The following is a 23,816-nucleotide window of genomic DNA, read 5'->3' on the forward strand; positions in this document are numbered from 1 at the left end:
TGTTTATTGTAAAATAAAATGTATCTTTATAACGTTAATGTTAAGCAGATAATAATTAAAACCTACATATCATGAAAAAAATAGCACTAGTATTCGCATTTATATTCTCTATAGCAATAGTTAACGCGCAAAGCACTAAACCAGTTTTTGAAAAAGCAAACAACAAAGTTAAAGCAACATATTTTCACTCTAACGGAGAGATTGCACAAGTTGGACATTTTTTAAACGGCAAGTTAGATGGCGAATGGACAATGTTTAACGAAGAAGGAAAAAAAGTTGCTAAAGGAAATTACGCTGAAGGAAAAAAGACAGGAAAATGGTTTTTCTGGAATGATGCTGAGCTAAGTGAAGTTGATTACCAAAACAGTAAAATTGCAAATGTAACAAAGTGGAAAAGCGAAGGAACTTTAGTGAAAAACTAAAACTCCTAAACCATAAAATATTAAAAAACCCAGTGAATTTAAATTCACTGGGTTTTTTATTTTGAGCTGTTTTTACTAAACAAACAAATGGCAGTCTTTACAATCTTTAATTTCTCCGTAATACGTTTGCCTATATTTATAAAGCGTTTTTACAGGAATTCCTAAAACGTATTTCTTAACGTAGGTTACTTTAGCCACAAGCTGCCCCATTCTTTTGGTGTATCTCTTTTCTACTTTGCTTTTTCTTTTGACTTGTATAATCTTCATAATTGAAATTGTTTGCCTTAACATACATTTATACGAGCCAAATGCAAGATAAAAGTGTTAATGTTTTGTTATAACACTTAAAAACCCACACTACAACGTTATAGCAACAACCTAATTTACAATTACTTACTTTTTTAAAAATGAAAAACTAGCACCAAACATGGTGCTAGTTAAACAAACTAAAAAACGATATTTAAAAATGTATGTAAATACCTTACTTTAAAATCCACATTTGTGAATTAATATTATCACCACTAGTAAACTGCCTATTAATAGCTTCCTCTAAATTTTCAGGGTTATTAGTAGACTCACTTGTTGGGTACAACCATCTTTTTGGTATTCTAGCTTCGTTTAATGTACCGCCTCCGTCTACATTAAATTCTGGATAACCCGTTCTACGTTGGTCATAAAACATTTGCCAACCAGTATTTAAAAACAACGCTATGTGTTTTTGAGTTGCAATACTCTCTATAGGGTTTGTGACATTGAGTTGCACATTTGGGTTTGCCAAATAATCATCAGTATTTGCAATACCATAAAACTCCATAGAGGCCTTAATACCCTCTGCATAATACGCAAAAGCATCACCAGAAATCCATCCTTTTACAACGGCTTCTGCTAAAATAAACTGTAGCTCTGCATAACCAATTAACAAGCTAGACTCATTAACAGGATCATTATAATACCTTGGAGCAATTCTAGATGCATTACCAGCTACCGCCTTGGTTGCATTATCACTAAAAACAGCACTACCATATAATCCTCCATAAGCATTAAAATCTGTTTCATCTAAAGCAGAAGCACTTGGCATTTTCTCTGCAAAAACAAATAACCTTGGGTCTTCTAAGCTTTTCAATTTACTTACAAAAGACTCCTCTAAATAATATGCAGTTTGCAAGTTGTTGTTGTTAAATAACGGGTAACGATTGTTTTGTATGTTTACAAAAGTTAACGCCCCATTATCATTATTAGAACTAAACAAAGGATATTTACTTGGGTTATCTACCACCTCTTTAAACCTACCCACAACATTTAAAGATGCAACATCTGTTTTATTAGACAACATTAACAAAACTCTTAAGTAGTACGAGTTAATTAACTTTTGCCATTGCTGTTTATCTCCATTGTAAATTACATCACCCAAAATAAGTTCATCATTAGCAGCAAGCTCATTAGATGCCGATTTTAAATCTGTTAACACCTTTAAAAAAATTTCTTCTTGTGTGTCATATACAGGTGCATAAACTTGCTCCTCTACAGCAATAGCCTGGCTGTAAGGGACATCACCAAAAACCAATGTAAGCTCTGTTATAAAGTACGAGTTAAAGAACTTGCCCAAAATAGCATAAACCTCAGACTCTGCATTCTTGCTCTCTTCTATCATTTTATGAACTTGCTTTATATTGTCATAATTAGCAAAAGAAGCTTGTTGCCAATTGTAGTATTGATTTTCATTAACACCATCTGTAAATGCTAAATACCTACTAGCCAAAGCACTATTTAAACTAACAGTATTAAATGCTAGGGTTTGAATGTTGGTTAGCAATAAATCTGGACTAACTGCTGTTGCTCTGTTAGGATCATCTTGCAACTCTTCTATATCTGTACAACTTACTGTAAAGAAAATTGCACATAAAATGTATATACTAAATTTTTTCATTATGCTTTTATTTAAAATTTTACATTTAAGTTAAGTCCAATATTCCTAGTTGACGGAGCCTGCAATGCATCTACACCAGAATCTGGATCTACATTTGGCACATCAGAATTTAACCAAAGGTTACGTCCAATTAAGGACAGACTAAACTCATGTATAGGTGTGTTTGTTAATGCTTTTTTTGGAAAATTATATGTTAATGTAACCTCTCTAAGTTTTACAAAAGACTCTTTATAATAGTGGTAGTTTTTATTTTGACCGTTACTGGTTGTCTGCATAAAGTTAATGTAGTTAACAGCAACATCATTAGGGGCATATGTACGCGTATCACTAGTAATATTACCATTAACATCATACGTTGCTGTACCGCTTACAACCTTTACTCCCGGTGCTATATAAGAACTAATACCGTTATTTGCATCATCTCTAAATTGTTTTACTGTGCCTTTGTGCTTACCTCCCCACCACATTTTTTGATTTGTAGTAGAGTAAATTAAACCTCCTATTCTACCATCAAACAAGAATGATAAATTAAGATTTTTATACTTAAAAGTATTTGTAATACCGTAAGTCCAATCTGGATCATCATCACCAATATATCTCTGGTAAGGATCGTTTACAGGGAAACCATTTTCATAAATAACCTCACCGCTAGAATTAGTTTGGTATACGTTAGCATAAATTTGATCTGTACGTTCACCAACTTTTACAAAACCTTCTGTTTGCTCTCTATCTCCGTAAATTTCTTCTTGAAACCTTCTAAACCTACTAAAGTTTACAAGCATATCCCAACTAAAATTAGCTGTTTGTATAGGCTTAGCGTCAAAAACAAACTCTAAGCCCTTACGCTTATACTCATCTCCATTAAGTAAAATACTCTCAAACCCAGATCCTTCAGAAATTGGACTATAAATTAGGTTATTGTAATCTTTAGCTTCAAAATAAGCAACATCTAAACCTAAACGATTATTAAACAACCTAACATTTGCACCAACCTCCCAAGTGTCTGATGTTTCTGGTTCTAAACCAGGAGAAAGCAAGCTAGATCCAAAAGAAGCTGACGTATTTCCGTTCCACGTTGTTCCCTTATCATAAGCTTGTATATAACTATAAGGATCGTCTCCTATTTTACCTTCTGACACTCTAGACCAAGAACCTCTTAATTTTGCAAAACTAATAGCCTGTGGCATATCAAAAAGACTAGATAAAACTAAAGAACCAGATACAGATGGGTAAAAGAAAGAATTGTTTTCTTTTGGCAATGTAGATACCTTATCGTTTCTACCAGTAATAGACAAGTAAAATGCATTGTAAAAAGACATATCTACAAAACCATAAACACTCTTTATAGCTTCTTCTTGCTCTAAGTTAGAGGCAATATAACTTACCCCAGCATTATTAGCCAAATTGTAAAAACCAGGAATATTTAAACCATCTGTTTGCGTACTTGCAGCTGTAGATTTACGATAGTAGTTAGAGTAAGCAACTTCACTTTTTAGTGTAAAATTATCTGAAAAATTCTTTTCAAACTTTAAACCAAAATCTGTAATAATATCAAAATATCTACTATCTGCATTGGTAAAATTACCAAGAGATTTATTACCATACCCTACATAACTTTTAGGCTCTTTATACGTTCTGTTTAAGCTGTAAACATTTATACCGCTTGTGCTTTTTACACTTAGTTCTGGCGTAATATTATACTCAAAGGCAACATTACCGTAAATATTATCTTTATCATAACCACGCTCATACTCATATGCCTGAAAATAAGGATTGTTATAATATGACACATTAAAATGTCTTTGTTGGTAACCCTCTTGCCCCTCTCTCCAATAGTTACGCAAATCTTTAACATCTACATCTACACCTGTCCACAAAACCAAATTGTACAAATAATTTGTTGGTCCGTAACCAACTTCAGGAAAATTATCTGTGTATTGTTTATTGTAAGTTAAGTTAGAACTTACTTTAAAATTATCAGACGGATTTAATGTGCCACCAATTGCAAAAGAAGTGTTCCCCAAATCTGTATTAGGAACAATACCCTTTTGATATACGTTAGACACAGACATTCTATAACTAGCTTTATCATTACCCCAATTTACACTTACGTTATTGGTTTGTATAGATCCTGTTTGAAAAAAATCTTTGATATTATCTTTACCTCTAGATGTAAACGGAATTGGAATTAAATTACCAGCAGCATCTGTAGGACTATTGTATTGTGTAGTTTCAAAAAAACCGCTTACTGTACTTGGATCTAATTGATTTACTTTAGGTCCCCAAATCCAGCCACCACCTTCAGAGCCACTACCTAAACCGTTAATATACGCGTATTGCCCTTGATTACCATTGCCATAAACCCTTTGTACATCTGGTACTTTTATAAAAGAAGGTTGAAAAAGTACTGAACTATTAACTGTTACAGTTAACCTTCCTTTTTCTCCTTTTTTACTTGTAATCATTATAGCTCCGTTTCTACCAGCAGAACCATAAAGAGCAGATGCAGTTGCACCTTTAAGCACACTAATACTTTCTACATCATCAGAATTAATTTTCCAAATATCTGCAGAGCGGTCTGGTATACCATCTATAACAACTAATGGTGTTGCTCCTCTTAAACTAATTTCAGGATTCTGAAATAAGTCGGTAGAGTTTTTAATATTTAAACCAGCTACTTTACCCGTTAAAGAATTTACCAAGTTAGGCTCTTTAGCTTTTTCTAAAGAAGCTCCCTTAACTTCTTGTACAGCGTAACCCAATGCTTTCTTTTCTCTTTTAATACCTAAAGCCGTTACCACTACCTCTTCTAATGCCGCAGCATCTTCTAAAAGAGTAACATTAATTACTGCAGCATTTAAAACCGTAATTTGCTTTGTTTTAAACCCCATTGATGAAAATGTAAGCACATCTCCCTTTGCAGCATTAATGGTATAATTACCATCAAAATCTGTTGTTGTACCATTTGTAGTATTAGCAACTACAATGCTAACACCCATTAATGGTGTATTGCCCTCATCTACAACACTCCCCGTAATAGTTTGTTGTCCGTAGCTAAAACAGCATACAAACAACATTACAATAAACGTAATTCTAAAATTCATTTTCTTTAATATTAAGTTAAATTGGTTATTAGTTATTGTTTATGTACCAAGTATTTAGCACATTATTTGGAGTCTCTAATACTATTTTTAACATCTTGCCCGTATGCTTTTTAAGCGATAGCGTAGTCTCTTCACTAGTCAAACTCACTGTTACCTCCTTTGTGTAAGTATCTTTTTTTCCTTCTTTAAATTGATTTGTAGCAGAAGTATAAATTGTTCCTTTTACGTTTTTGTCTGAATTACTTTTCCAGCGAACAACAATTTTGTCGCCTTCTTTAACAGCGGATAAACCATAAGCATCTACCTCGCCTATAAAAGGAGTTCCGTCAATTTCATAAGCAATATCTTTTGAAACATCAATATTTAAAAAACGAAGCATAGTTGGATAAATGTCTGTAATTGCTAGGGTTTCATTTTTAAAATAATTGTTAGTGTTTTTCTCATTAGTTACAATCCAAGTAGCACGCTCCCTATCTGTTTGCCCTCCATGATGGCGTCCATCTTTAGGACTACGACCATGGTCTGTAGTAACTACCAACAACCAATCTTCATTAAAATTAGCTTCACGTATTTTAATAGCATTCCATATTTTGCCAACCAAAGCATCTTCATACGTAATTGCATCATCTAGTTGCGGACTATCACCTAAACCGTGGCCAACATCATCTGCATACTCTAAATACACCCAGGACAAGTCTGGTGCATCTGTTTTTATATATCTAGCAGCCTCAACAGCCACATCATTATCAATTTTTTTAATGTATTGCTTGTAAACATCATGAGGATAATTAATGGTGTCTAATTCAAAACCATCAAAAGCATAATCTAGCTCTAAATTTTTTGTTTCAGATTCTCCCTCAATAAGCTTTGTTCTGTTATCTAGCCAAGTAGAAAAAATAGCTGTTTTTTTAGACGGATATTCATCTTTAAATACCTTAAAAATTGTTGGATAATTGTAATTTGGCTTTTTAATACTGTTACCATATACATTGTGTTTATTAACCCAAGTACCTGTAAGCAGACTATTATAACCTACCGCAGAAATTGTTGGTGTTTGCGAGTAACCTCCTTTTTTACCACCCACATAGGCTTTAGTATAACTCCCAATATTAGCTATACTATCTAAAAAAGGACTTGGAGCTTTTTGTAGCATATCTGTAGAAATACCATCTACTATAACAAACACTACTTTCTTGTTTTTTATAGCCTTGTGAGTTTGTTGAGTAAAACCTACCTGCACAATTAAGCACATAACAAATACTACATATATAATTTTATTCTCCATTTTTTAGATTGATTGGTTACACTAAAATCCGGGTCAAAAGTATTTTTATAAATTATAAATTGAATGAATGTTCAATTAATAAAACTTTAAATAAATGTTAACTTGCACAGGCAAAGCAAGGCTTGTAATTATCTTAAAATGTTACATTTGCCTAAATAAAAATCTTACATGGGAAGAAAAAGTGTATCTGTACAAAGACGAAAAGAAATTATAAAAGCATTTTACAAAGTTGCTAAAGACATAGGCCTAGAAAACACCTCTATTGCTAAGGTTGCAGAACATTTAAGCATAAGTAACGGCTTAATAATGCACTACTTTAAAACCAAAGATGAGCTATTAATTGGCTTAAATGAGTTTATATTAGAACAGCACTTAAACATTGTACAAAATGACGAAAATGGAGAAATAAACTCAAAACAAAAACTTGACAATCTAATAACGTCACTTTTTTCTAGAAACTGGAACAAATATTTTGATGATGGAGTTTTTTATAGTTGCTACGCTTTAATTTACAGGAAAAAAGATTTTAACGAAAGCTTTAAAAGCTACCTACAAGCGCTACACACGGTTTTACACAAAAAACTAACAGAAGCAAAAGAGCACCAAATTATTACCAATACAAACATTGATGAAATAACAGAGGTAATTTTTGCCTTAATAGATGGAGCTTACTATTATCTGGGACTTTTTAATGAAAAAACAGAAGATTACAAGCAAAAAGAAGCTATTTATATTAAGTATGCGTTAAATATACTAGAATTTAAAAACGAGTAAACGTTTATTTAACAACCTTAACAATAGCGTAGAGCCCAATACAAGCCCATACAGCGTTAACTACAACATTAGGAAAATCATTTAACGCAAAGCCATTAATAATTAAGCATACAGCACCTAATATATTTAAAATATGGTACACTTTAGATTTAGATGATAGTTTACCTATGCTTAACAACAAGTAAGACACTACAAACAATAAGGCCCCGAGCCAACCTATTATAGAAAACATAGATTTGTAATTTTAAGACTGAAAAGATACAGGAAAAAACAAAACAACTATAAACTATATAATTGAAGAAACTATACAAAAGCAAAAAACCTCAACTATTTCTAGTTGAGGTTTGTTTTGCTCCCCCTCTTGGGCTCGAACCAAGGACCCTCTGATTAACAGTCAGATGCTCTAACCAACTGAGCTAAGGAGGAATGTTAGCAGACATAACGTCTGTAAGCGGGTGCAAATATAAAAGCTTTTTTAATATCTACAAAGCAAAAATAAAAATTTATATAAATTTCTTTATAATATTCCAGATGTCGTTTCCAAAGACAATTGCCATTAATCCCATAAGTATTACAAAACCAACAATTTGCCCTTTCTCTAACACTTTTTCACTTGGTGGACGTCCAGAAATAATTTCATATAATAAAAACATAACGTGTCCGCCATCTAGTGCAGGAATAGGTAAAATGTTTAAAAAAGCCAACCATACAGAGAACATTGCCATAAAGTTCCAAATAAATGTCCAGTTCCACTGTTTTGGCATCATCTCTACAATTCCAATTGGGCCTTTTACTTGTTTGTAAGCTCCTGTTTTAGTGTTAAAAATAACTTTAAACGGCCTAATTTGTTTAGTTAGCACCTCAATTGTTTTGTTAAAGCCTTCTGGTATTGCTGCGCCAAAACTATAAGTATCTGTAACAAATAAATCTTCTCTATTTAACACAACTCCTATTGCCGCTTCCTCAGGAACCGTCATTCGTAATGTTTTTGGCTGTCCGTTACGTAAAACCTCTAACTCTATTTCCTTTTCAGGTGATTTTTTAATCACTCCAACAAACTCATTCCAATACGAGGTCTTTTGTCCGTTAACAGCAACAATCTCATCTCCTTTAAGAACACCTGCTTTTTCGGCTACCATACCAGACACAACACTATCAATGGTTGCTTTTTGTCTATAACTTAAAAAGTTTCTTCCTTGCGTACTAAAAACAGCCTCTTTACCTTCTGCACTTAACGGCACTGTAATTTCTTTACCGTCTCTTTTAACAGTAACCTCATCTCCTAAAATAATATCTAATACGGCATCTGTAAATTTTTTACTTTTTTTGCCATCTATAGCTAAAATTTTATCTCCTGTTTTAAGTCCTAGTTGCTCACCAATAGAATCTATTAAAATTCCGTGCTTTAAATTATCTGCAGGTATATAAGTATCTCCGTTATTAAACAGTAACATTGTATAAATAAACCAAGCTAAAAAGAAGTTAACTGTTACACCACCCAACATTATAATTAAACGTTGCCAAGCCGGCTTGCTTCTAAATTCCCAAGGTTGTGGTTCACTCTTCATTTGCTCGGTATCCATACTTTCGTCTATCATACCGGCAATTTTAACATAACCACCTAAAGGCAGCCAGCCAATACCGTAAACAGTATCACCTATCTTCTTTTTAAAAAGTGAAAATTTCACATCAAAAAACAAGTAAAACTTCTCTACTTTAGTTTTAAAATATTTGGCAGGAATAAAATGCCCCAGTTCATGCAAAATAACAAGCACTGATATAATTAATATGAACTGTACTATCTGAATAAATAATTCCATTAAATCTCTTTTAGTTTTTAAGAACGAACAAAAGTACACTTTTACGGGTTCTTACAAAAAGATATACTTGCAATGACAGTATTTTTATGAATTATTTAATATGCTATTGTATTGATTATTACTTACACCTATTGTAAATTTGCACAAAAAAATATGGGCGCATTTTTTAGTAAATTTAAAGTTTTTGGCATTGTACTTTTAATAATATCTGCCGTAATAATTACGCTATTTTACAATGCTTTAAAGCCAGAAGTAAAGCTTCCTATTTACCAACCTGCAGACTTTAACACAGAATTGGTAGACTCTACACTTTTACATAAAAAAAAGTACCATACAGTTGCCAATTTTAAACTTACAAACCAAAACGGAGAAACTATTACTCAAGACAATTATGCCAATAAAATTTATGTAGCAGATTTCTTTTTTACCACCTGCCTAACTATATGTCCTACTATGACAAAAAATATGGCAAAAATACAAGAGGTTATTAAAGACGATGAAGATGTTATGCTATTGTCACATTCTGTTACTCCAGAGATAGATTCTGTTGCTCAACTAAAAAAATACGCTATTAAAAAAGGGGTTATAGATAGTAAATGGAATTTAGTAACTGGAGACAGAAAAGAAATTTATGATCTTGCGCGCAAGTCTTATATGGCTGCAAAAACAGACCTTAACAACCCATACAGTATGGTGCATACAGAAAATTTTGTTTTAGTTGATAAAGAAAAACGTATTCGTGGCACTTATGATGGTACAAACCCTAAGGAAATTAAAGAGCTATTAGAGGATATCAAAATTTTAAAAGCATCATATAAAGAGTAATATTGATATTAAAGAATATAAAAAAAGCATTGTATAAGTCTGTTGTTTTGCTTTTTTCCCTTATTTTTGCTCTTACTTAAAATCAATCTAAATAAAAATTGAGCACTACTGTAGCACAACTAAAAAAAGGGCAAAGAGGAATTATTAAAGATTTCTCTGAAGACACCTTACCAATAAAACTCTTAGAAATGGGATGTTTGCCAGGTAACGTTGTAGAACTTATACAGATTGCTCCTCTAAAAGACCCTATTTACATTAACGTAAATGGCTCACATATAGCGATAAGAAAATCTACTGCTACCTTAATAGAAGTAGATTTAATTGAATGAATGTAATTGAGTATGAGCAAAAATATTAATGTAGCCTTAATTGGAAATCCTAACACCGGAAAAACATCTGTTTTTAATCAGCTTACAGGGTTAAAACAAAAAGTTGGTAACTACCCAGGTATTACTGTAGAAAAAAAAGAGGGTATTTGTAAATTACCTCGTGGTGTAAAGGCACATATAATAGATTTACCAGGAACATATAGTTTAAATACTACTTCTTTAGATGAAAGTGTTGTTGTTGAATTGCTTTTAAATAAAAACGACAAAGATTTTCCAGATGTTGCCGTAGTTGTAACTGACGTAGAAAACCTAAAAAGAAACTTACTTTTATTTACACAAATAAAAGATCTTAAAATACCTGCCATTTTAGTTATTAATATGGCAGACCGTATGGCTAGAAAAGGTATTACATTAGACATACCTTTACTAGAAGAAAAATTAAACACAAAAATTGCACTTGTTAGTACTAGAAAAGGTGTTGGTATAGACAATTTAAAAGAATTAATTGCAGACTACAAAAACCTATCTACAAAGTCTAACATAGATACAACTACAATTGCTCCTGAATATTTTAACAAACTTAGAGCAGCATTCCCCAAAGAAGATGTATACAAGCTTTGGCTGGTTATTACACAAGATGTAAATTTTATGCCTATAGAGAAAAAACGCATTAAAGATGTTACTTCTTTCTCTATTAAATCTAATACAGAGCTTAAAAAGCTTCAACACAGAGAAACTGTTTTAAGGTATCAGTTTATAAATAATATTTTAAAAGAAACATATAAGGTAGACCTAACAGTTGCAAAAGGTTTTAGAGCTACTTTAGACAAAATTTTAACGCATAAAGTCTATGGCTACTTAATATTCTTTTTAATACTATTAGTTATTTTTCAAGCAATTTACGAGTGGAGTAGCTACCCAATGGATTTTATAGACGAGTCTTTTGCGCAAATGAGCGAATGGACAAAAATGACGCTACCTGCAGGGGATTTTACCAACCTTTTAGCAGAAGGCATTATAGCCGGCATAGGTGGTGTTGTAATTTTTATACCACAAATTGCTTTTCTATTCTTATTTATATCTCTGCTTGAAGAAAGTGGATATATGAGTAGAGTTGTGTTTTTAATGGATAAGCTTATGCGCCCATTTGGACTAAGCGGTAAGTCTGTAGTTCCTTTAATTTCTGGTACTGCTTGTGCTATACCAGCGGTTATGGCAACAAGAACTATTGAAAACTGGAAAGAACGCTTAATAACCATTCTTGTAACACCATTTACAACCTGTTCTGCACGTTTACCCGTATACTTAATAATTATTGCCTTAGTTATACCAGATGGCACATTTTTAGGCCTTAGTTATCGCGCACTAACCTTAATGCTATTGTACCTATTAGGCTTTGGAATGTCTATTTTCTCTGCAATGGTTTTACATAAAATATTACAAATTAAAAGTAGAACATTTTTTGTTATAGAAATGCCTAACTACAAACTTCCGCTGTTTAAAAATGTAGCTTATACTGTTTGGGAAAAAACAAAAAGTTTTGTGTATGGTGCTGGTAAAATAATTTTAGCAATCTCTGTTATCTTATGGGTTTTAGGATCATATGGCTTATCTGACAATTTTAAAAACGCAGAAGAAATTGTTAAAAACAGAATAAATACGGTTGGCTATTCTGAATTTAACCAAGACCACATTAGTGACGAAATAGCAATTTACACAGGTGAGCTTTTTACCAATTACCCAACGTTAGAGGGTAACGCTATTAAAGATTCTATAGCTACACGCACTGCTGCATTAAAATTAAAAGCTGAGAACGAGGAAATAGCTAGTTTTAAATTAGAACATTCTTTTATTGGCTATGCTGGTAAAGCAATAGAACCTATTGTAAAACCTTTGGGTTACGACTGGAAAATTGGTATTGCGGTAATAACATCGTTTGCAGCACGAGAGGTCTTTGTTGGCACATTAGCAACTATTTACAGTGTTGGTAATGACGAAGAAGAAACTATTAAAAACCGAATGGCAGCAGAGGTAAACCCTTGGAATAATAAGCCTTTATTTAATTTAGCGTCTGGAGTATCTCTATTGTTGTTTTACGCCTTTGCAATGCAATGTATGAGCACCTTAGCTATTGTAAAAAGAGAAACTAATAGCTGGAAATGGCCTGCAGCACAACTAGTTTTTATGAGTGGCTTTGCATACATAGTAGCACTTATTGCATATCAACTTTTAAAATAAGCTACGCAAACCTATAACTAAAACTACCATCTTTTTTTTCTATTATAAAAATGATTGTAGCCTTAACGTTTAAGTAGTTTATAAAGTTATTTTTTTCTTTTAATTGATGAATAAAACTTTGGTAAACCATAGATTTATAATCCCAAGAACATCGTAATTCTAACGCTCTTTTGTGTTCCTTAAAAGAATGATGCACTATAAATAACCTGTTTTGCAAATGACTACGCTTACCTACACTTTGCTTGTTATAGTAAAAGTTTACAATTTTTTCTGGATGCTCTAAACTAAAACTACTACGTAACTCTTTTGGCACAACTGTTCCTTTAACGTCAAAACGCAATGCAGAATTATTATAAAACTCCACATCATACTCTTGATCTCTGCTATTTGGGTTTCTGGTTACATTATTATTTGCATAAAACAAATACTCATCACACCTAGAACACTGCCATAAAAACCATCGTCTTTTAAAATAGTTTTTATCATCTGTAGTTAAACTATTAATATCTTTTTCTAAAGAGCTGAGTGTTTTACATCTAAAAAGGTTTACTTTTTTATCTGTAGTATTGTTTTGCACTTTTCCCCATTGCAATGGTATTTCTGGAGCTAGTTTTTGCAATTCTCTACTAAGCGTATCAAACTCTAATGCGTTCATAATGGTATCTTTTAAAATGAAAACGCAATGCTAGAATATGTTTTTTATATCTAAACTTACACTCCTAAGGTTTCTCTAACCGCTAAAGCAATTGCTTTTGCTAATAAAGGCGGTACAGCGTTTCCTATTTGCACCATTTGTTTTCCTTTTGCTCCTTTAAAAATAAAATCGTCCGGAAAAGATTGTAGTCTAGCCATTTCGCGTACGGTAATAACTCTAGACTCTATTGGATGTATATTTACACCACCGTGGTTTTCTTTTATAGTACAGCTAGCTTCATTCCAAGGGCATTTTTTCCAAGAATCCGAATAATTATCATACAAACTTTTACCCTCTGGCACTTTACCCAAGCGCTCTTTCATAGCATCACTATGCTTTGCTCTAACGTGATTAAAACTAGCGTCGTCTTTCAACTTTACCAAATCCTCTATTGCCTCTTTAGTGGTAATGTAATTTTCTGGTGACAATAATGGTTTAGGGTGTAAATTCTTTTTCCCTATTCGGTTAGCCACAAAAATTATACGTTCTCTTTTTTGAGGCACGTAATAATTAGCTGCATTTAACACAGTAACATTTACCTCATAACCTAGGTTAGCAATATCTTCTTTTATTTTATCTTCTACTTTGCCCTTTAGCATAGATCGTAAACCTTTTACGTTTTCGGCTACTATAAACTGGGGCTGTAACTCTTCAATAATTTGCAACATATCTTTATACAAAGAATTGCGCTCATCCTCTACTATACGACTACCAGACATACTAAACCCCTGACAAGGAAATCCGCCAGACAAAACAGTTAATGACTCACCATTAAGCGAATCTTTAACTGTATTTATAAATTCATCCTTAACACTCCTTTCTGTAATATCTCCTAAAATATGTGGGTGCTTAAAGTTTTCTCGGTATGTCATACCTGCCTCCTTAAACCAATCTAAACCGCCAACCTGTGTAAAACCAGCCATTTCAAAACCTTTTGCCATACCACCTGCGCCACAAAACAAATCTGCAGAAGTAAGTTTGGTTTTAGAAGGTTTCTCCCAATTTTTAGATATATCTGTCCAGTTTACAACATCAGTCTTTATAGATTTAGAGGCCTTTTTAAGCGACTCTTTATTTGGAGAAATAGTTAGTGCATCACTCTTTTTAAAAACAGCTACATCTTTAGGACTTAAATAATGTACACCAAAAGTTTTTGTAGATTTAAGAGCACCAGAATGTATGTGTTTCCTAATTATTTTTTGAGAAACACCTAACTGTAACGCTACATCTTCAATACGTAAAAATTGCTCTTTAACCGCCATATAGTTAATTACTCTCCTAATTCTGTAATTTTCTTTTCGTATAAATTTTTACTTTCAATAACAGCAACATTTAACTCTTGCATAATGCCTTCTACTCTACTTTCTATACTCTCCATTTGGCTATTTATATTATCAAAAGAGTTTAGAGCAGCTGCCACCTCTAGTGCTTTTACAACCTCCACAGCATCTCCGTGCAACAATCTTAATTTTGCAATTGCTTTAGAGGTATTTGCTAATGTGCCATTGTATTTTGTTTTTGCTTTATTAATGGCTTTTAAAAGTGTTTTTCTGCTTTGCTCGTCACTTAAGCTATTGGTTTGGGTTTCCATAGCTGTAAACAAATTAGAGGCTTTAGTTTTTAAATCCTCATACTCCTTATTTAAATTTTCTACACGCTTATTAACCTTTTCCCAGTCACCGTATACTTTAGCAAACTCTTTATCCTCATTTTTAGCATCCTCTAGGGCACCTTTTAAAGCACTTAAAGATGTTAAACCTTTGGTTACGTTTTTGTTTGCTGTAATTTTTTTCTTTTCAAAAGAAGCTACTTGAGATTTAAACTTCTCTTTTAATCTAATTAGATCTTCTGGACTTTTGTTTTTCCAACAAGATGATAAGGTTAATAAAATAACCAATAAAGCAATACTCTTTTTCATATGTTAATTTAGTTAATGGTGGTGTAAAAATAGAAAAATTAAACCATTACTGTTTTGCTCGTTGGTAATCTGTTAATTTTTGTGGCCCTTCTAACAGCACACGCACCACCCGCAACGTACCATCTTCTGTAGTTGCAATCTGCCATTTAATTAACGATATTTTACCATTTTCTATCTCTATACCTGTAATGCTTCTTGGGTGAACGCAACTACCATCATTAAAAAAAGGAATATCTCCTGGTTCCGGAAAACGAGGTCTATGCGTATGCCCTACAACTGTAAGCTTTTCATTGTTTTGCAATATCCAACGTTTAATTCGTTTTTCAACCTTTATTAATTCTTGGTGATTTTTAGCCGGACTAGTAGGATCTGCTATACCCCAAACCTGTAACGGCTTCCAAAGTACACGCACTAAAAATCTCCCTACACGCCAAAACGTATAGTTCCACCAATCTGCTTGGTGTCCGTGTGTTAAAAAAAGTTCTTGTTGAGTATCTTTATGCTTTAAAACAATACCTTCATGATAAGTTATACCAATAAATAAATCTTTGTCTTTACCATCTATTGGCTCAAAATAACTAGACAAATGCTTTTTTACATAACTAGGGTCTTTGTACACCATATCATGGTTTCCCCAAATCATAAACAATCTATTTTGTAAATGAAACTCTCTTAATAAACCATATATGTTTTTATGTGCCGTAAAAATAGACTCAAAAGATGTGTTCTCCCAAAGCTCATCACCATCTCCCAACTCAAAATAACTATAACCTTCTTTAAAATAATGTTGTAATGCGTGGTAGTAAATGTTTCTATTATTTGCAAAATCATCTGCAAAACTATTATCTCCTCTATGACAGTCACTAAAAAGTATTAACTTAGAGCTATCATCAAAAGATACTATTTTAGACTTATTATACGCTCTGGTTAATCTAGTAAAAGAAGACATATTTTAATTTTTGTATAAATATCTAAAAAAGGGATTAAATAGGATTACAACAAACGCAATAAAAAGTAATAATTATTTTGTAATTTTGCAGGCTATTCTTAGACTAAGTAAGGACAATGAAATTTGAAAACGAAATAGAGTTACCACTAAAAAGTCTTGTCAGTTTTGATAAGCTTCTTAAACAGTACGATAAAATGGCTGTTGGTAATGACCTGTTCCTTGCCCAAAAAGCAAGATTTATTTTAAATTACCAAAAACCTTACCCAGAACTACGTGATGGTTTTACAGATTTAACTTTACTTGATAAACATAAAGATGTTATTAATGTTATTCTACAAGATACTTTCTCTGAGGTACTAACTAAGAATGAAATAAAAGCAGCATCCTTACCCTATGCAAACGTAATTTTTAACTCGTCTGAGAGATTTAAAAAAATTATAGAGGATGCAGGTGAAGGTTTTGAACTTGAAATTAAAAACGTAGAAGAAAGATTAAATTATATTATGGCAAGTACCGTAATATTGAATTTTCATTATGGTTTTAATTTAGACTTTAGAAGACCTATGTTTTATGAAATTCCGGATAAAAACGGAGTTATGAGACACTATAGAATATTGTATAATGCAGATTTTATAGATATTAAACCAAACAAAAATGCTAAAAAACTAACACAAGCAGATGTAGATGAACTATTAGAAAACTTTGATAATCTAGAACTATGGAAAGAAAAAATTCCGCCAAATAGTTTTACATCTAAAGGTTTTGTAATTTCTAATATGTTTGATGTTACAGCAGAGCACTCAATCTCCGAAATAAAATCTAGTCTTATTTCAAGTGACAAAAGAGGCTCTGAGTTTTTTATGGAAGACTTCCAAAATACATTTAAGTCGTTATTTGGCCTTCCTAATTTAAAAGTTGGTTTTTCTATACATAATAGCAAAGAAGATACTTTTGAAAAAGTACACGGAATAGGTATAGAAAGTTTTATACTTAATAAAAGTGCCAATGTAGATTGTAAAACTGCATTGTGTAAAAACACTTATGAGACAATTTTAAAAGAGCATAAATACTTTGTAATTTCAGACTTAGATAAATATGCCAAATCAGCTCCAGATAACAACCTATATGCTACACTTGCAGAACAAGGAATAAAAAGTGCAATTATAGCACCAATATCTGATGGCAAACAATTGCTTGGTGTTTTAGAATTAGCGTCTACAAAAAGATACAACTTAAACAATGTTAACGCGCAAAAATTACAAGATGTAATGCCATACATTGTAACAGCTGTTTTACGTTCTAAAGCTGAAGAAGAAAACCTTATTGAAGCTGTAATACAACAAGAATGTACTACAGTACACTCTTCTGTTCTTTGGAGGTTTGAAAACGAAGCAATACGCTTTATTAGAGCAGATGCTGAAGGTCTAGACCCTACATTTAAAGAAATTGTTTTTAAAGATGTACACCCTCTTTATGGTCAAATAGACATTAAAGATTCATCTACATTTAGAAATAATTCTATACAAAAAGACCTTTTAATACAACTAACCGAAGTAAACAATGTACTTACTAAGGCTTGGGAAATTAATAAATTACACATTTATGAAGAATTATTGTTTAGAAGCAATAGTTATTTAGATGAAGTAAAAGAAATTTTAAATACAAATAGCGAGCAAACTATATTAGAGTTCATAAAAAAGGAGATAGCTCCTGTTTTTAAACACTTAAAAAATACAGAGCCTAAAATTGCAAATTTAATTAACACTTACGAAGAAGGTATAGACCCTAATACTGGGTCTTACTATGATCATAGGAAAAACTATGACCAAAGTGTTATGAAGATTAACGAGAAACTTGCTCAGGTTTTAGACAAAAAACAAGTGGAAGCACAAGAAATGTTTCCGCATTATTTTGAGCGCTATAAGACAGATGGTGTGGAACACAATATCTACATTGGAGAATCTATATCACAGAGTAAAGAATACAATCCTTTTTACCTAAAAAACTTAAGGTTGTGGCAGTTGCAGGTAATGTATGATATGGAAAATGAGTACTACAACCTAAAACCAAAACTACCAATAGCATTAGATGTTGCATCTTTATTATTAGTTTATAACACATCTTTATCTATTAGATTTAGAATGGATGAAAAACGTTTTGATGTAGATGGCACATATAATGCCAGATATGAGGTTATTAAAAAACGTATAGACAAATCTTATATAAAAGGAACTAACGAAAGGTTAACCCAAAAAGGAAAACTTTCTATTGTTTACTCTCAGAAAAAAGATGAGTTAGAGTACTTACGCTACATTCGTTTTTTACGCTCTAAAGGATATTTTTCTAAAAATGTAGAAGTACTAGAGCTAGAAGGCCTACAAGGTGTTGCTGGTTTAAAAGCAATACGTGTAGAAATTTTATACAAAAAAGATAAAGAGTCTAAAGAAACATACACTTATGATGATTTAATGCACGAGTTAAAGCATTAATAAATAGGTCATAAAAAAAGGCGAATATTACATATAATATTCGCCTTTTTCCATTTTATAACTTATCCACTACAATATTACTGCTTCCCTTGGCCCATAAAAATGTAATGCTAAAAAGAAAGACAATACAGAGACTATCATTCCAAACATAAAAATAGCATAGGTCCACCTTAACAATTTATATTTTCTATCTAAAACCAATCCTAAAAAGTACAAATCTTTAGTTAGGGAAGAATATACATAGGACTGATCTTTAATTAACTCTTTCATAGCCCACTCATAATCCTCTAGTTTCATTTTATGAAAATTACCAAAAAACAATAAGTTTACTTTTTTATTATCTACATCTTCTTTAGTAAACTGTCCGCTTGTAATATTTGGTCTTGTAGCAATTATAGACAAAACCATAGATATTACACTAAAAAACATAAACAAAGCCGTAGGGAGTATTAAGTACTTATTAGAAGGGCTATCTAGTTTTGGCATTAAATCTGCCAATACTAAAGAAATAATTATAGCATTTACAGACAGTAAAATATTTGCTTTAGTATCTGCAATATCGCTTAACTTTAAGTGGTTACGCATAGTAACCCTATACATAGTTTGCACACCTCTTTCCGGACTCTTGTCTTTAAATTCTGATTTATATTGCGCCTTAACTTTTTCCTTTTTTACCAGCTTCTTCATTTTCTTCCTAGCCTTAATTAATTTAGCCAAGTTATCATCTTTGGTTTCTTGCCAGTTTTTAATAGCATACTCTGTATAAAACCTATGTTTGGTCTGAAACATTCTTATGTTAGTATCTCTCCACTCTGCTGGGGAATAATCTACTAATCCTAATAATGATAATTCTTCCCTTAGCATTTCTGTAGTCTCTAAGTAACTTTCTTTTCCTAAATGAGACCCATCTGCATCTCTAATAATTTCCTCCTGAAGGTTTTTAGGCTCATAGCCTTTTTTAGTTGCTAAAATTAAATTACAAATATTTTCTATTCGTTTTTCCTCAAAAGATTTTCCTTTTAAAAATTCACGAGCAATATCACAACTACGCTCTTCATGTTCTTTAGCACTCTTAGTGTAACCTGCATCATGAAACCACGCTGCTAAAAGTAAGTCGTCATGCTCTTTTACGTCTAACTTATAAAAATCTAACAATTCTTGCGTACTTTTGACAACACGTTGAGTATGCCTAATGTTGTGGTACAAAAAACTAGAGCTTAACTCGTTGGTTAATAGACTAATTACATAATCTTCGGTTTCCTGAATAATATTTGCCATAACTTTAATATAAGATGCATCACAAATTACAAAATTAAAATCTTTATGAATACTTCTATTAGTAAATATTGTTGGTCGTTAAGTATTTTTATCCTTACTGGTTGTGCAACAGTAAAAACTAAATATGATAATAAGAAGCAGAGCATAGACGTTACTACTAATAAAGAAATAGAGCACACTTTTTATTTAATTGGGGATGCAGGAAAATCACCTATCAATGGTATGAATCCTGTTTTAAAGTCCTTCAAAAAAAGAATTGATAAAGCAGACAAAAATAGTTCTGTTTTATTTTTAGGCGATAATATTTACCCTGCCGGAATGCCAGACCCTAAAGATTCTACTGCAGCGTATTTAACAGCTAAAAGTCATTTAGATGCACAACTAAAAACTTTAGAAAATTTTAAAGGAAATCCGCTTTTTATTCCTGGTAACCATGATTGGTATACCGAAGGTTTAGTAGGACTAGAACGAGAGCAAAAATACATACAAGAAGCACTAGGTAGTAAAGATGTATTTTTACCAGAAGATGGCTGCCCATTAGAAACCATAGAGGTAAATGACAACCTAATAATTATAGCCATAGATACAGAGTGGTACTTAACCAACTGGAATAAACGCCCAGATATTAATGACAAATGTGATATTAAAAGCAGAGAAAAGTTTTTAATAGAGTTAGAAAGTTTAATTTCTAAAAACAGACAAAAAACTACGGTTATTGCAATGCATCACCCAATGTTTAGTTACGGTTCTCACGGCGGACAATATTCGTTTAAAAAACATTTTTACCCTAAACCTGGAGTTGGTCCGTTACCTATTTTAGGCACTTTTTTAAATATACTTAGAAAAACAGCCGGACCATCTTCTGAAGACTTACAAGGTAAAAGGTACAGAGAATTAAGAAACCGAGTTGTTACACTTGCACAATACTCTAACAAAGTAATTTTTGTGTCTGGTCACGAGCACTCTTTACAATATATTGTAGAAGAAAACACACCACAAATTGTTAGTGGTGCAGGAGCTAAAAGTGGAGAAACAAGACTTATTAATGGCAGTAAGTTTTCTACAGGAGAAAAAGGGTACACTACTTTAGAAGTTTACAAAGATGGTTCTTCTAGGGTGCGCTATTTTGGACTAGATGATAACAATAATGAGAAATTTTTATTCACCTCTGAAGTTTTACCTGAAGACAAAAAATTATTTACCAAAAAACTGCCAGATAGTTTCCCTGCAACAACAACGGCATCTATATACACGCAAGAAGAAATTACAAAAACAGGTTTTCATAATTTTATATGGGGAGACCGTTACCGCAAATACTATGGCACACCTGTAACAGTACCAACCTTAAGTTTAGATACTATTTATGGCGGATTAACTCCTGTTAGAGCAGGTGGTGGTCACCAATCTAAATCGTTACGTTTAGCAGATAAAAACGGCAAAGAATACGTAATGCGTTCTATGCGTAAAAGTGCAGAATTGTACTTACAATCTATGGCTTTTAAAGATCAATATGTGGTTGGTGAGTTTGAAAATACTGCCGTAGAAAAACTACTTATGGATTTCTATACAGGCTCACACCCGTATGCACCATATATTGTTTCTACATTATCTGACGCTATAGACATTTACCACACCAATCCTAAATTATACTACATCCCCAAACAAAAAGCATTAGGAGATTTTAATGTAAATTATGGTGATGAGTTATATATGTTTGAAGAACATGCTGGTGATAACCACGGAAATTTAAAAAGTTTTGGCTATGCTAATGAGCTTAAAAGCACAGACAGTATGCTTGAAGATTTACGGGATGATGAAAAATACGCAGTTGATGATAAACTATACTTAAGAGCACGTCTTTTTGATATGGTAATTGGTGATTGGGACAGACACACAGACCAATGGCGTTGGGCAGAAAACAAGAAAAATAAAAAAATAATTTATAAGCCAGTACCTAGAGACAGGGATCAGGTTTTTTCTAATATGGGAGACGGACCTTTAATGAGTTTAGCAACCAGAATTGTGCCTTCTTTACGCTTAATGGAAGGTTTTAACGAAGAAATAAGAAGCGTACGAGGTTTTAACTCATCTCCTAAAACTTATGTGTTAGATATTGCCTTGTTAAGCGAAACCAACCTTAAAGATTGGATAACAGAAGCAGAATACATACAAGACAACCTAACCGAAGATGTTATTAACAAATCATTTAAGGATTTTCCTGTAGAAATACAAGATAGCTCTTTACCAAAGCTTAAAAAAATATTACTATCTCGTATCTCACATCTAAAAGAATATGCTAAAGAATACCACAGAATTTTAAACAAATTTGCAGTAGTAACAGGTACAGATAAGGATGATTGGTTTGAGATTAATCACTTAAACAAAAAAGAAGTACAAGTAAAAGCATACCGTAATATTAAAGGAGAAAAAGATAAACTTTTTTTTGATAAAACTTTTAATAGTGATGTTACTAAAGAGATATGGATTTACGGCTTAGATGACGATGACTATTTTGAAGATAATGGTACCGCACGTAACAATATAAGAATTAGAATTATTGGCGGACAAAACAATGATATTTATAACCTTACTGAAGGTCAAAAAATAACCATTTACGATTATAAGTCTAAGAAAAATACATTTAAAGAAACTAATAACGCAAGAATTAAACTAACAGATGACTACAACACAAATGTTTACAATCCGTTAGCAATACGCAACAGCGTTAATCAAATTATACCAACAGTTGGTTTTAATCCAGATGATGGTTTAAAAATTGGCTTTACAAACACATTTACCTACAATGGTTTTAGATTAAATCCGTTTACAGAAAAACATACTTTTAACGCTTCTTTTTACTTTGCTACGCAAGGTTTTGATTTTGGATACACTGGTGAGTTTGCAAACATCTTTGGAAACTGGAATTTTGAGGTTGAAACAAGGTTTACCAGTCCAAACTTTAGTGTAAACTTTTTTGGTTTAGGAAACAAAAGCATTAATAATGATGACGATCTAGGAATGGATTACAACCGTGTTAAATTAGAGCAAATTAAAGTTGTGCCTTCTATAGTTTATAACGGACAATTAGGTAGTAAATTTAAAGCAGGTATTGGTTTAGAAACTATTGAGGTAGAAGAAACAGAAGACAGGTTTATTAATACATTTTACGTAGCTAATAATGAAGATGTACGTAATACTTTTTTAGGCGTAGATGCTACATATACTTACGAAAATAAAGACAATGCTGCTTTTCCTACAATGGGAATGTCTACAATGATAAAAGCAGGCTACAAACAATCTTTAGTAAATAACAGTCAAAATTATGCCTATATAATTCCTAGTCTTGCTTTTGATTATAAGTTAGTACCAAACGGAAGATTAGTGTTAGCTACTAAATGGAAAGCTCATTTTAACATAGGAGATGATTATGAGTTTTACCAAGGAGCAACAGTTGGCGGTATAGATGGCTTAAGAGGCTACAGAAACCAACGTTTTACAGGTAAAAAAGCATATTACCAAAATACAGACATACGTTTTAGTCTTAGAAAAATGAAAACAAACATAATACCTATATCACTAGGTGTGTATTCTGGTTTTGATTACGGACGTATTTGGTTACCTACAGAAGACTCTGATGAATGGAAAACATCTTACGGTGGAGGTCTATTTTTAAATGGAGCAAATGTAGTTTCTGCTAGAGTTGCTTTATTTTATGCTGATGAAGGACCAAGATTTACATTTGGACTAGGGTTTGGCTTTTAAAC

General features: G+C 32.3%; 18 protein-coding genes and 1 tRNA gene. 7 read left to right on the forward strand and 12 right to left on the reverse strand.

All coding sequences use genetic code 11. From position 1 onward, the window contains the following. Positions 1–71: 71 nt before the first annotated feature. On the forward strand, positions 72–422 hold the full coding sequence (locus AX016_RS02465) for a toxin-antitoxin system YwqK family antitoxin (protein ID WP_100894103.1): 351 nt from the start codon (positions 72–74) through the stop codon (positions 420–422). 75 nt (positions 423–497) lie between these two features. Here the strand turns inward: AX016_RS02465 and AX016_RS02470 are convergent, their stop codons facing one another. The 4 genes from AX016_RS02470 to AX016_RS02485 form a co-directional block, all read right to left on the reverse strand. Continuing rightward, positions 498–689, reverse strand: coding sequence for a hypothetical protein (locus AX016_RS02470; protein ID WP_100896783.1), 192 nt, complete (start codon positions 687–689; stop codon positions 498–500). 214 nt (positions 690–903) lie between these two features. Further along, a complete protein-coding gene (locus AX016_RS02475; RefSeq protein WP_100894104.1) occupies positions 904–2,349 on the reverse strand; it encodes a SusD/RagB family nutrient-binding outer membrane lipoprotein in 1,446 nt (481 codons plus the stop codon). A gap of 11 nt (positions 2,350–2,360) precedes the next feature. Next, on the reverse strand, positions 2,361–5,453 hold the full coding sequence (locus tag AX016_RS02480; RefSeq protein WP_100894105.1) for a SusC/RagA family TonB-linked outer membrane protein: 3,093 nt from the start codon (positions 5,451–5,453) through the stop codon (positions 2,361–2,363). A 28-nt stretch (positions 5,454–5,481) separates the two neighbouring features. Continuing rightward, positions 5,482–6,738, reverse strand: a complete 1,257-nt coding sequence (locus tag AX016_RS02485) for an alkaline phosphatase family protein (protein ID WP_100894106.1) — start codon at positions 6,736–6,738, stop codon at positions 5,482–5,484. Positions 6,739–6,906: 168 nt separating this feature from the next. On the opposite strand from AX016_RS02485, the gene AX016_RS02490 reads away from it, so the two are divergent. After that, positions 6,907–7,512, forward strand: coding sequence for a TetR family transcriptional regulator (locus AX016_RS02490; protein WP_100894107.1), 606 nt, complete (start codon positions 6,907–6,909; stop codon positions 7,510–7,512). Positions 7,513–7,516: 4 nt separating this feature from the next. Here AX016_RS02490 and AX016_RS02495 read toward each other — a convergent pair whose 3' ends face one another. The 3 genes from AX016_RS02495 to rseP form a co-directional block, all read right to left on the reverse strand. Continuing rightward, positions 7,517–7,744, reverse strand: a complete 228-nt coding sequence (locus AX016_RS02495; protein ID WP_013621206.1) for a CBU_0592 family membrane protein — start codon at positions 7,742–7,744, stop codon at positions 7,517–7,519. Positions 7,745–7,864: 120 nt separating this feature from the next. Further along, a tRNA-Asn gene (locus AX016_RS02500) sits at positions 7,865–7,938 on the reverse strand. Positions 7,939–8,015: 77 nt separating this feature from the next. Beyond that, positions 8,016–9,332 carry an RIP metalloprotease RseP gene (gene rseP, locus AX016_RS02505; RefSeq protein ID WP_100894108.1) on the reverse strand — a complete coding sequence of 439 codons (1,317 nt, stop codon included), beginning with the start codon at positions 9,330–9,332 and terminating at the stop codon, positions 8,016–8,018. 153 nt (positions 9,333–9,485) lie between these two features. Here rseP and AX016_RS02510 point away from each other — a divergent pair, with 153 nt between their 5' ends. The 3 genes from AX016_RS02510 (at position 9,486) to feoB (ending at position 12,724) form a co-directional block, all read left to right on the forward strand. Then, on the forward strand, positions 9,486–10,157 hold the full coding sequence (locus AX016_RS02510; RefSeq protein WP_100894109.1) for an SCO family protein: 672 nt from the start codon (positions 9,486–9,488) through the stop codon (positions 10,155–10,157). A gap of 98 nt (positions 10,158–10,255) precedes the next feature. Then, a complete protein-coding gene (locus tag AX016_RS02515; RefSeq protein ID WP_100894110.1) occupies positions 10,256–10,486 on the forward strand; it encodes a FeoA family protein in 231 nt (76 codons plus the stop codon). Between the two features lie 12 nt (positions 10,487–10,498). Continuing rightward, positions 10,499–12,724 (forward strand): ferrous iron transport protein B, encoded by a 2,226-nt coding sequence (feoB, locus tag AX016_RS02520; RefSeq protein WP_100894111.1) that lies wholly within the window; start codon positions 10,499–10,501, stop codon positions 12,722–12,724. Position 12,725: 1 nt separating this feature from the next. Here feoB and AX016_RS02525 read toward each other — a convergent pair whose 3' ends face one another. The 4 genes from AX016_RS02525 to AX016_RS02540 are packed head-to-tail and all read right to left on the reverse strand — an operon-like array spanning position 12,726 to position 16,285. Next, positions 12,726–13,379 carry a hypothetical protein gene (locus AX016_RS02525; protein WP_100894112.1) on the reverse strand — a complete coding sequence of 218 codons (654 nt, stop codon included), beginning with the start codon at positions 13,377–13,379 and terminating at the stop codon, positions 12,726–12,728. 56 nt (positions 13,380–13,435) lie between these two features. Further along, positions 13,436–14,680, reverse strand: coding sequence for a DNA cytosine methyltransferase (locus AX016_RS02530; protein WP_100894113.1), 1,245 nt, complete (start codon positions 14,678–14,680; stop codon positions 13,436–13,438). Positions 14,681–14,688: 8 nt separating this feature from the next. Next, a complete protein-coding gene (locus AX016_RS02535; protein WP_100894114.1) occupies positions 14,689–15,336 on the reverse strand; it encodes a hypothetical protein in 648 nt (215 codons plus the stop codon). A 46-nt stretch (positions 15,337–15,382) separates the two neighbouring features. Further along, positions 15,383–16,285 (reverse strand): metallophosphoesterase, encoded by a 903-nt coding sequence (locus AX016_RS02540; RefSeq protein WP_100894115.1) that lies wholly within the window; start codon positions 16,283–16,285, stop codon positions 15,383–15,385. A 116-nt stretch (positions 16,286–16,401) separates the two neighbouring features. Between AX016_RS02540 and AX016_RS02545 the strand changes: the two genes are divergently transcribed. Further along, entirely contained in the window at positions 16,402–18,774 is a 2,373-nt protein-coding gene (locus tag AX016_RS02545) for a GAF domain-containing protein (protein ID WP_100894116.1), read from the forward strand. Between the two features lie 69 nt (positions 18,775–18,843). Here the strand turns inward: AX016_RS02545 and AX016_RS02550 are convergent, their stop codons facing one another. Beyond that, entirely contained in the window at positions 18,844–20,052 is a 1,209-nt protein-coding gene (locus AX016_RS02550; RefSeq protein WP_100894117.1) for a Pycsar system effector family protein, read from the reverse strand. Positions 20,053–20,097: 45 nt separating this feature from the next. On the opposite strand from AX016_RS02550, the gene AX016_RS02555 reads away from it, so the two are divergent. Next, positions 20,098–23,814: a metallophosphoesterase gene (locus tag AX016_RS02555; RefSeq protein ID WP_100894118.1), complete on the forward strand. Its 3,717-nt coding sequence runs from the start codon at positions 20,098–20,100 to the stop codon at positions 23,812–23,814. Positions 23,815–23,816 lie beyond the last annotated feature (2 nt).

Origin of the sequence: Cellulophaga sp. RHA19, from assembly GCF_002813425.1 — a bacterium.
Taxonomy (GTDB): Bacteria; Bacteroidota; Bacteroidia; order Flavobacteriales; family Flavobacteriaceae; genus Cellulophaga.

Excerpts from the sequence above, each read along its gene's own strand:
- AX016_RS02465 (WP_100894103.1), top strand. The coding sequence starts at position 72 with ATGAAAAAAATAGCACTAGTATTCGCATTTATATTCTCTATAGCAATA.
- AX016_RS02470 (WP_100896783.1), bottom strand. The coding sequence starts at position 689 with ATGAAGATTATACAAGTCAAAAGAAAAAGCAAAGTAGAAAAGAGATAC.
- AX016_RS02475 (WP_100894104.1), bottom strand. The coding sequence starts at position 2,349 with ATGAAAAAATTTAGTATATACATTTTATGTGCAATTTTCTTTACAGTA.
- AX016_RS02480 (WP_100894105.1), bottom strand. The coding sequence starts at position 5,453 with ATGAATTTTAGAATTACGTTTATTGTAATGTTGTTTGTATGCTGTTTT.
- AX016_RS02485 (WP_100894106.1), bottom strand. The coding sequence starts at position 6,738 with ATGGAGAATAAAATTATATATGTAGTATTTGTTATGTGCTTAATTGTG.
- AX016_RS02490 (WP_100894107.1), top strand. The coding sequence starts at position 6,907 with ATGGGAAGAAAAAGTGTATCTGTACAAAGACGAAAAGAAATTATAAAA.
- AX016_RS02495 (WP_013621206.1), bottom strand. The coding sequence starts at position 7,744 with ATGTTTTCTATAATAGGTTGGCTCGGGGCCTTATTGTTTGTAGTGTCT.
- rseP (WP_100894108.1), bottom strand. The coding sequence starts at position 9,332 with ATGGAATTATTTATTCAGATAGTACAGTTCATATTAATTATATCAGTG.
- AX016_RS02510 (WP_100894109.1), top strand. The coding sequence starts at position 9,486 with ATGGGCGCATTTTTTAGTAAATTTAAAGTTTTTGGCATTGTACTTTTA.
- feoB (WP_100894111.1), top strand. The coding sequence starts at position 10,499 with ATGAGCAAAAATATTAATGTAGCCTTAATTGGAAATCCTAACACCGGA.
- AX016_RS02525 (WP_100894112.1), bottom strand. The coding sequence starts at position 13,379 with ATGAACGCATTAGAGTTTGATACGCTTAGTAGAGAATTGCAAAAACTA.
- AX016_RS02530 (WP_100894113.1), bottom strand. The coding sequence starts at position 14,680 with ATGGCGGTTAAAGAGCAATTTTTACGTATTGAAGATGTAGCGTTACAG.
- AX016_RS02535 (WP_100894114.1), bottom strand. The coding sequence starts at position 15,336 with ATGAAAAAGAGTATTGCTTTATTGGTTATTTTATTAACCTTATCATCT.
- AX016_RS02540 (WP_100894115.1), bottom strand. The coding sequence starts at position 16,285 with ATGTCTTCTTTTACTAGATTAACCAGAGCGTATAATAAGTCTAAAATA.
- AX016_RS02545 (WP_100894116.1), top strand. The coding sequence starts at position 16,402 with ATGAAATTTGAAAACGAAATAGAGTTACCACTAAAAAGTCTTGTCAGT.
- AX016_RS02550 (WP_100894117.1), bottom strand. The coding sequence starts at position 20,052 with ATGGCAAATATTATTCAGGAAACCGAAGATTATGTAATTAGTCTATTA.
- AX016_RS02555 (WP_100894118.1), top strand. The coding sequence starts at position 20,098 with ATGAATACTTCTATTAGTAAATATTGTTGGTCGTTAAGTATTTTTATC.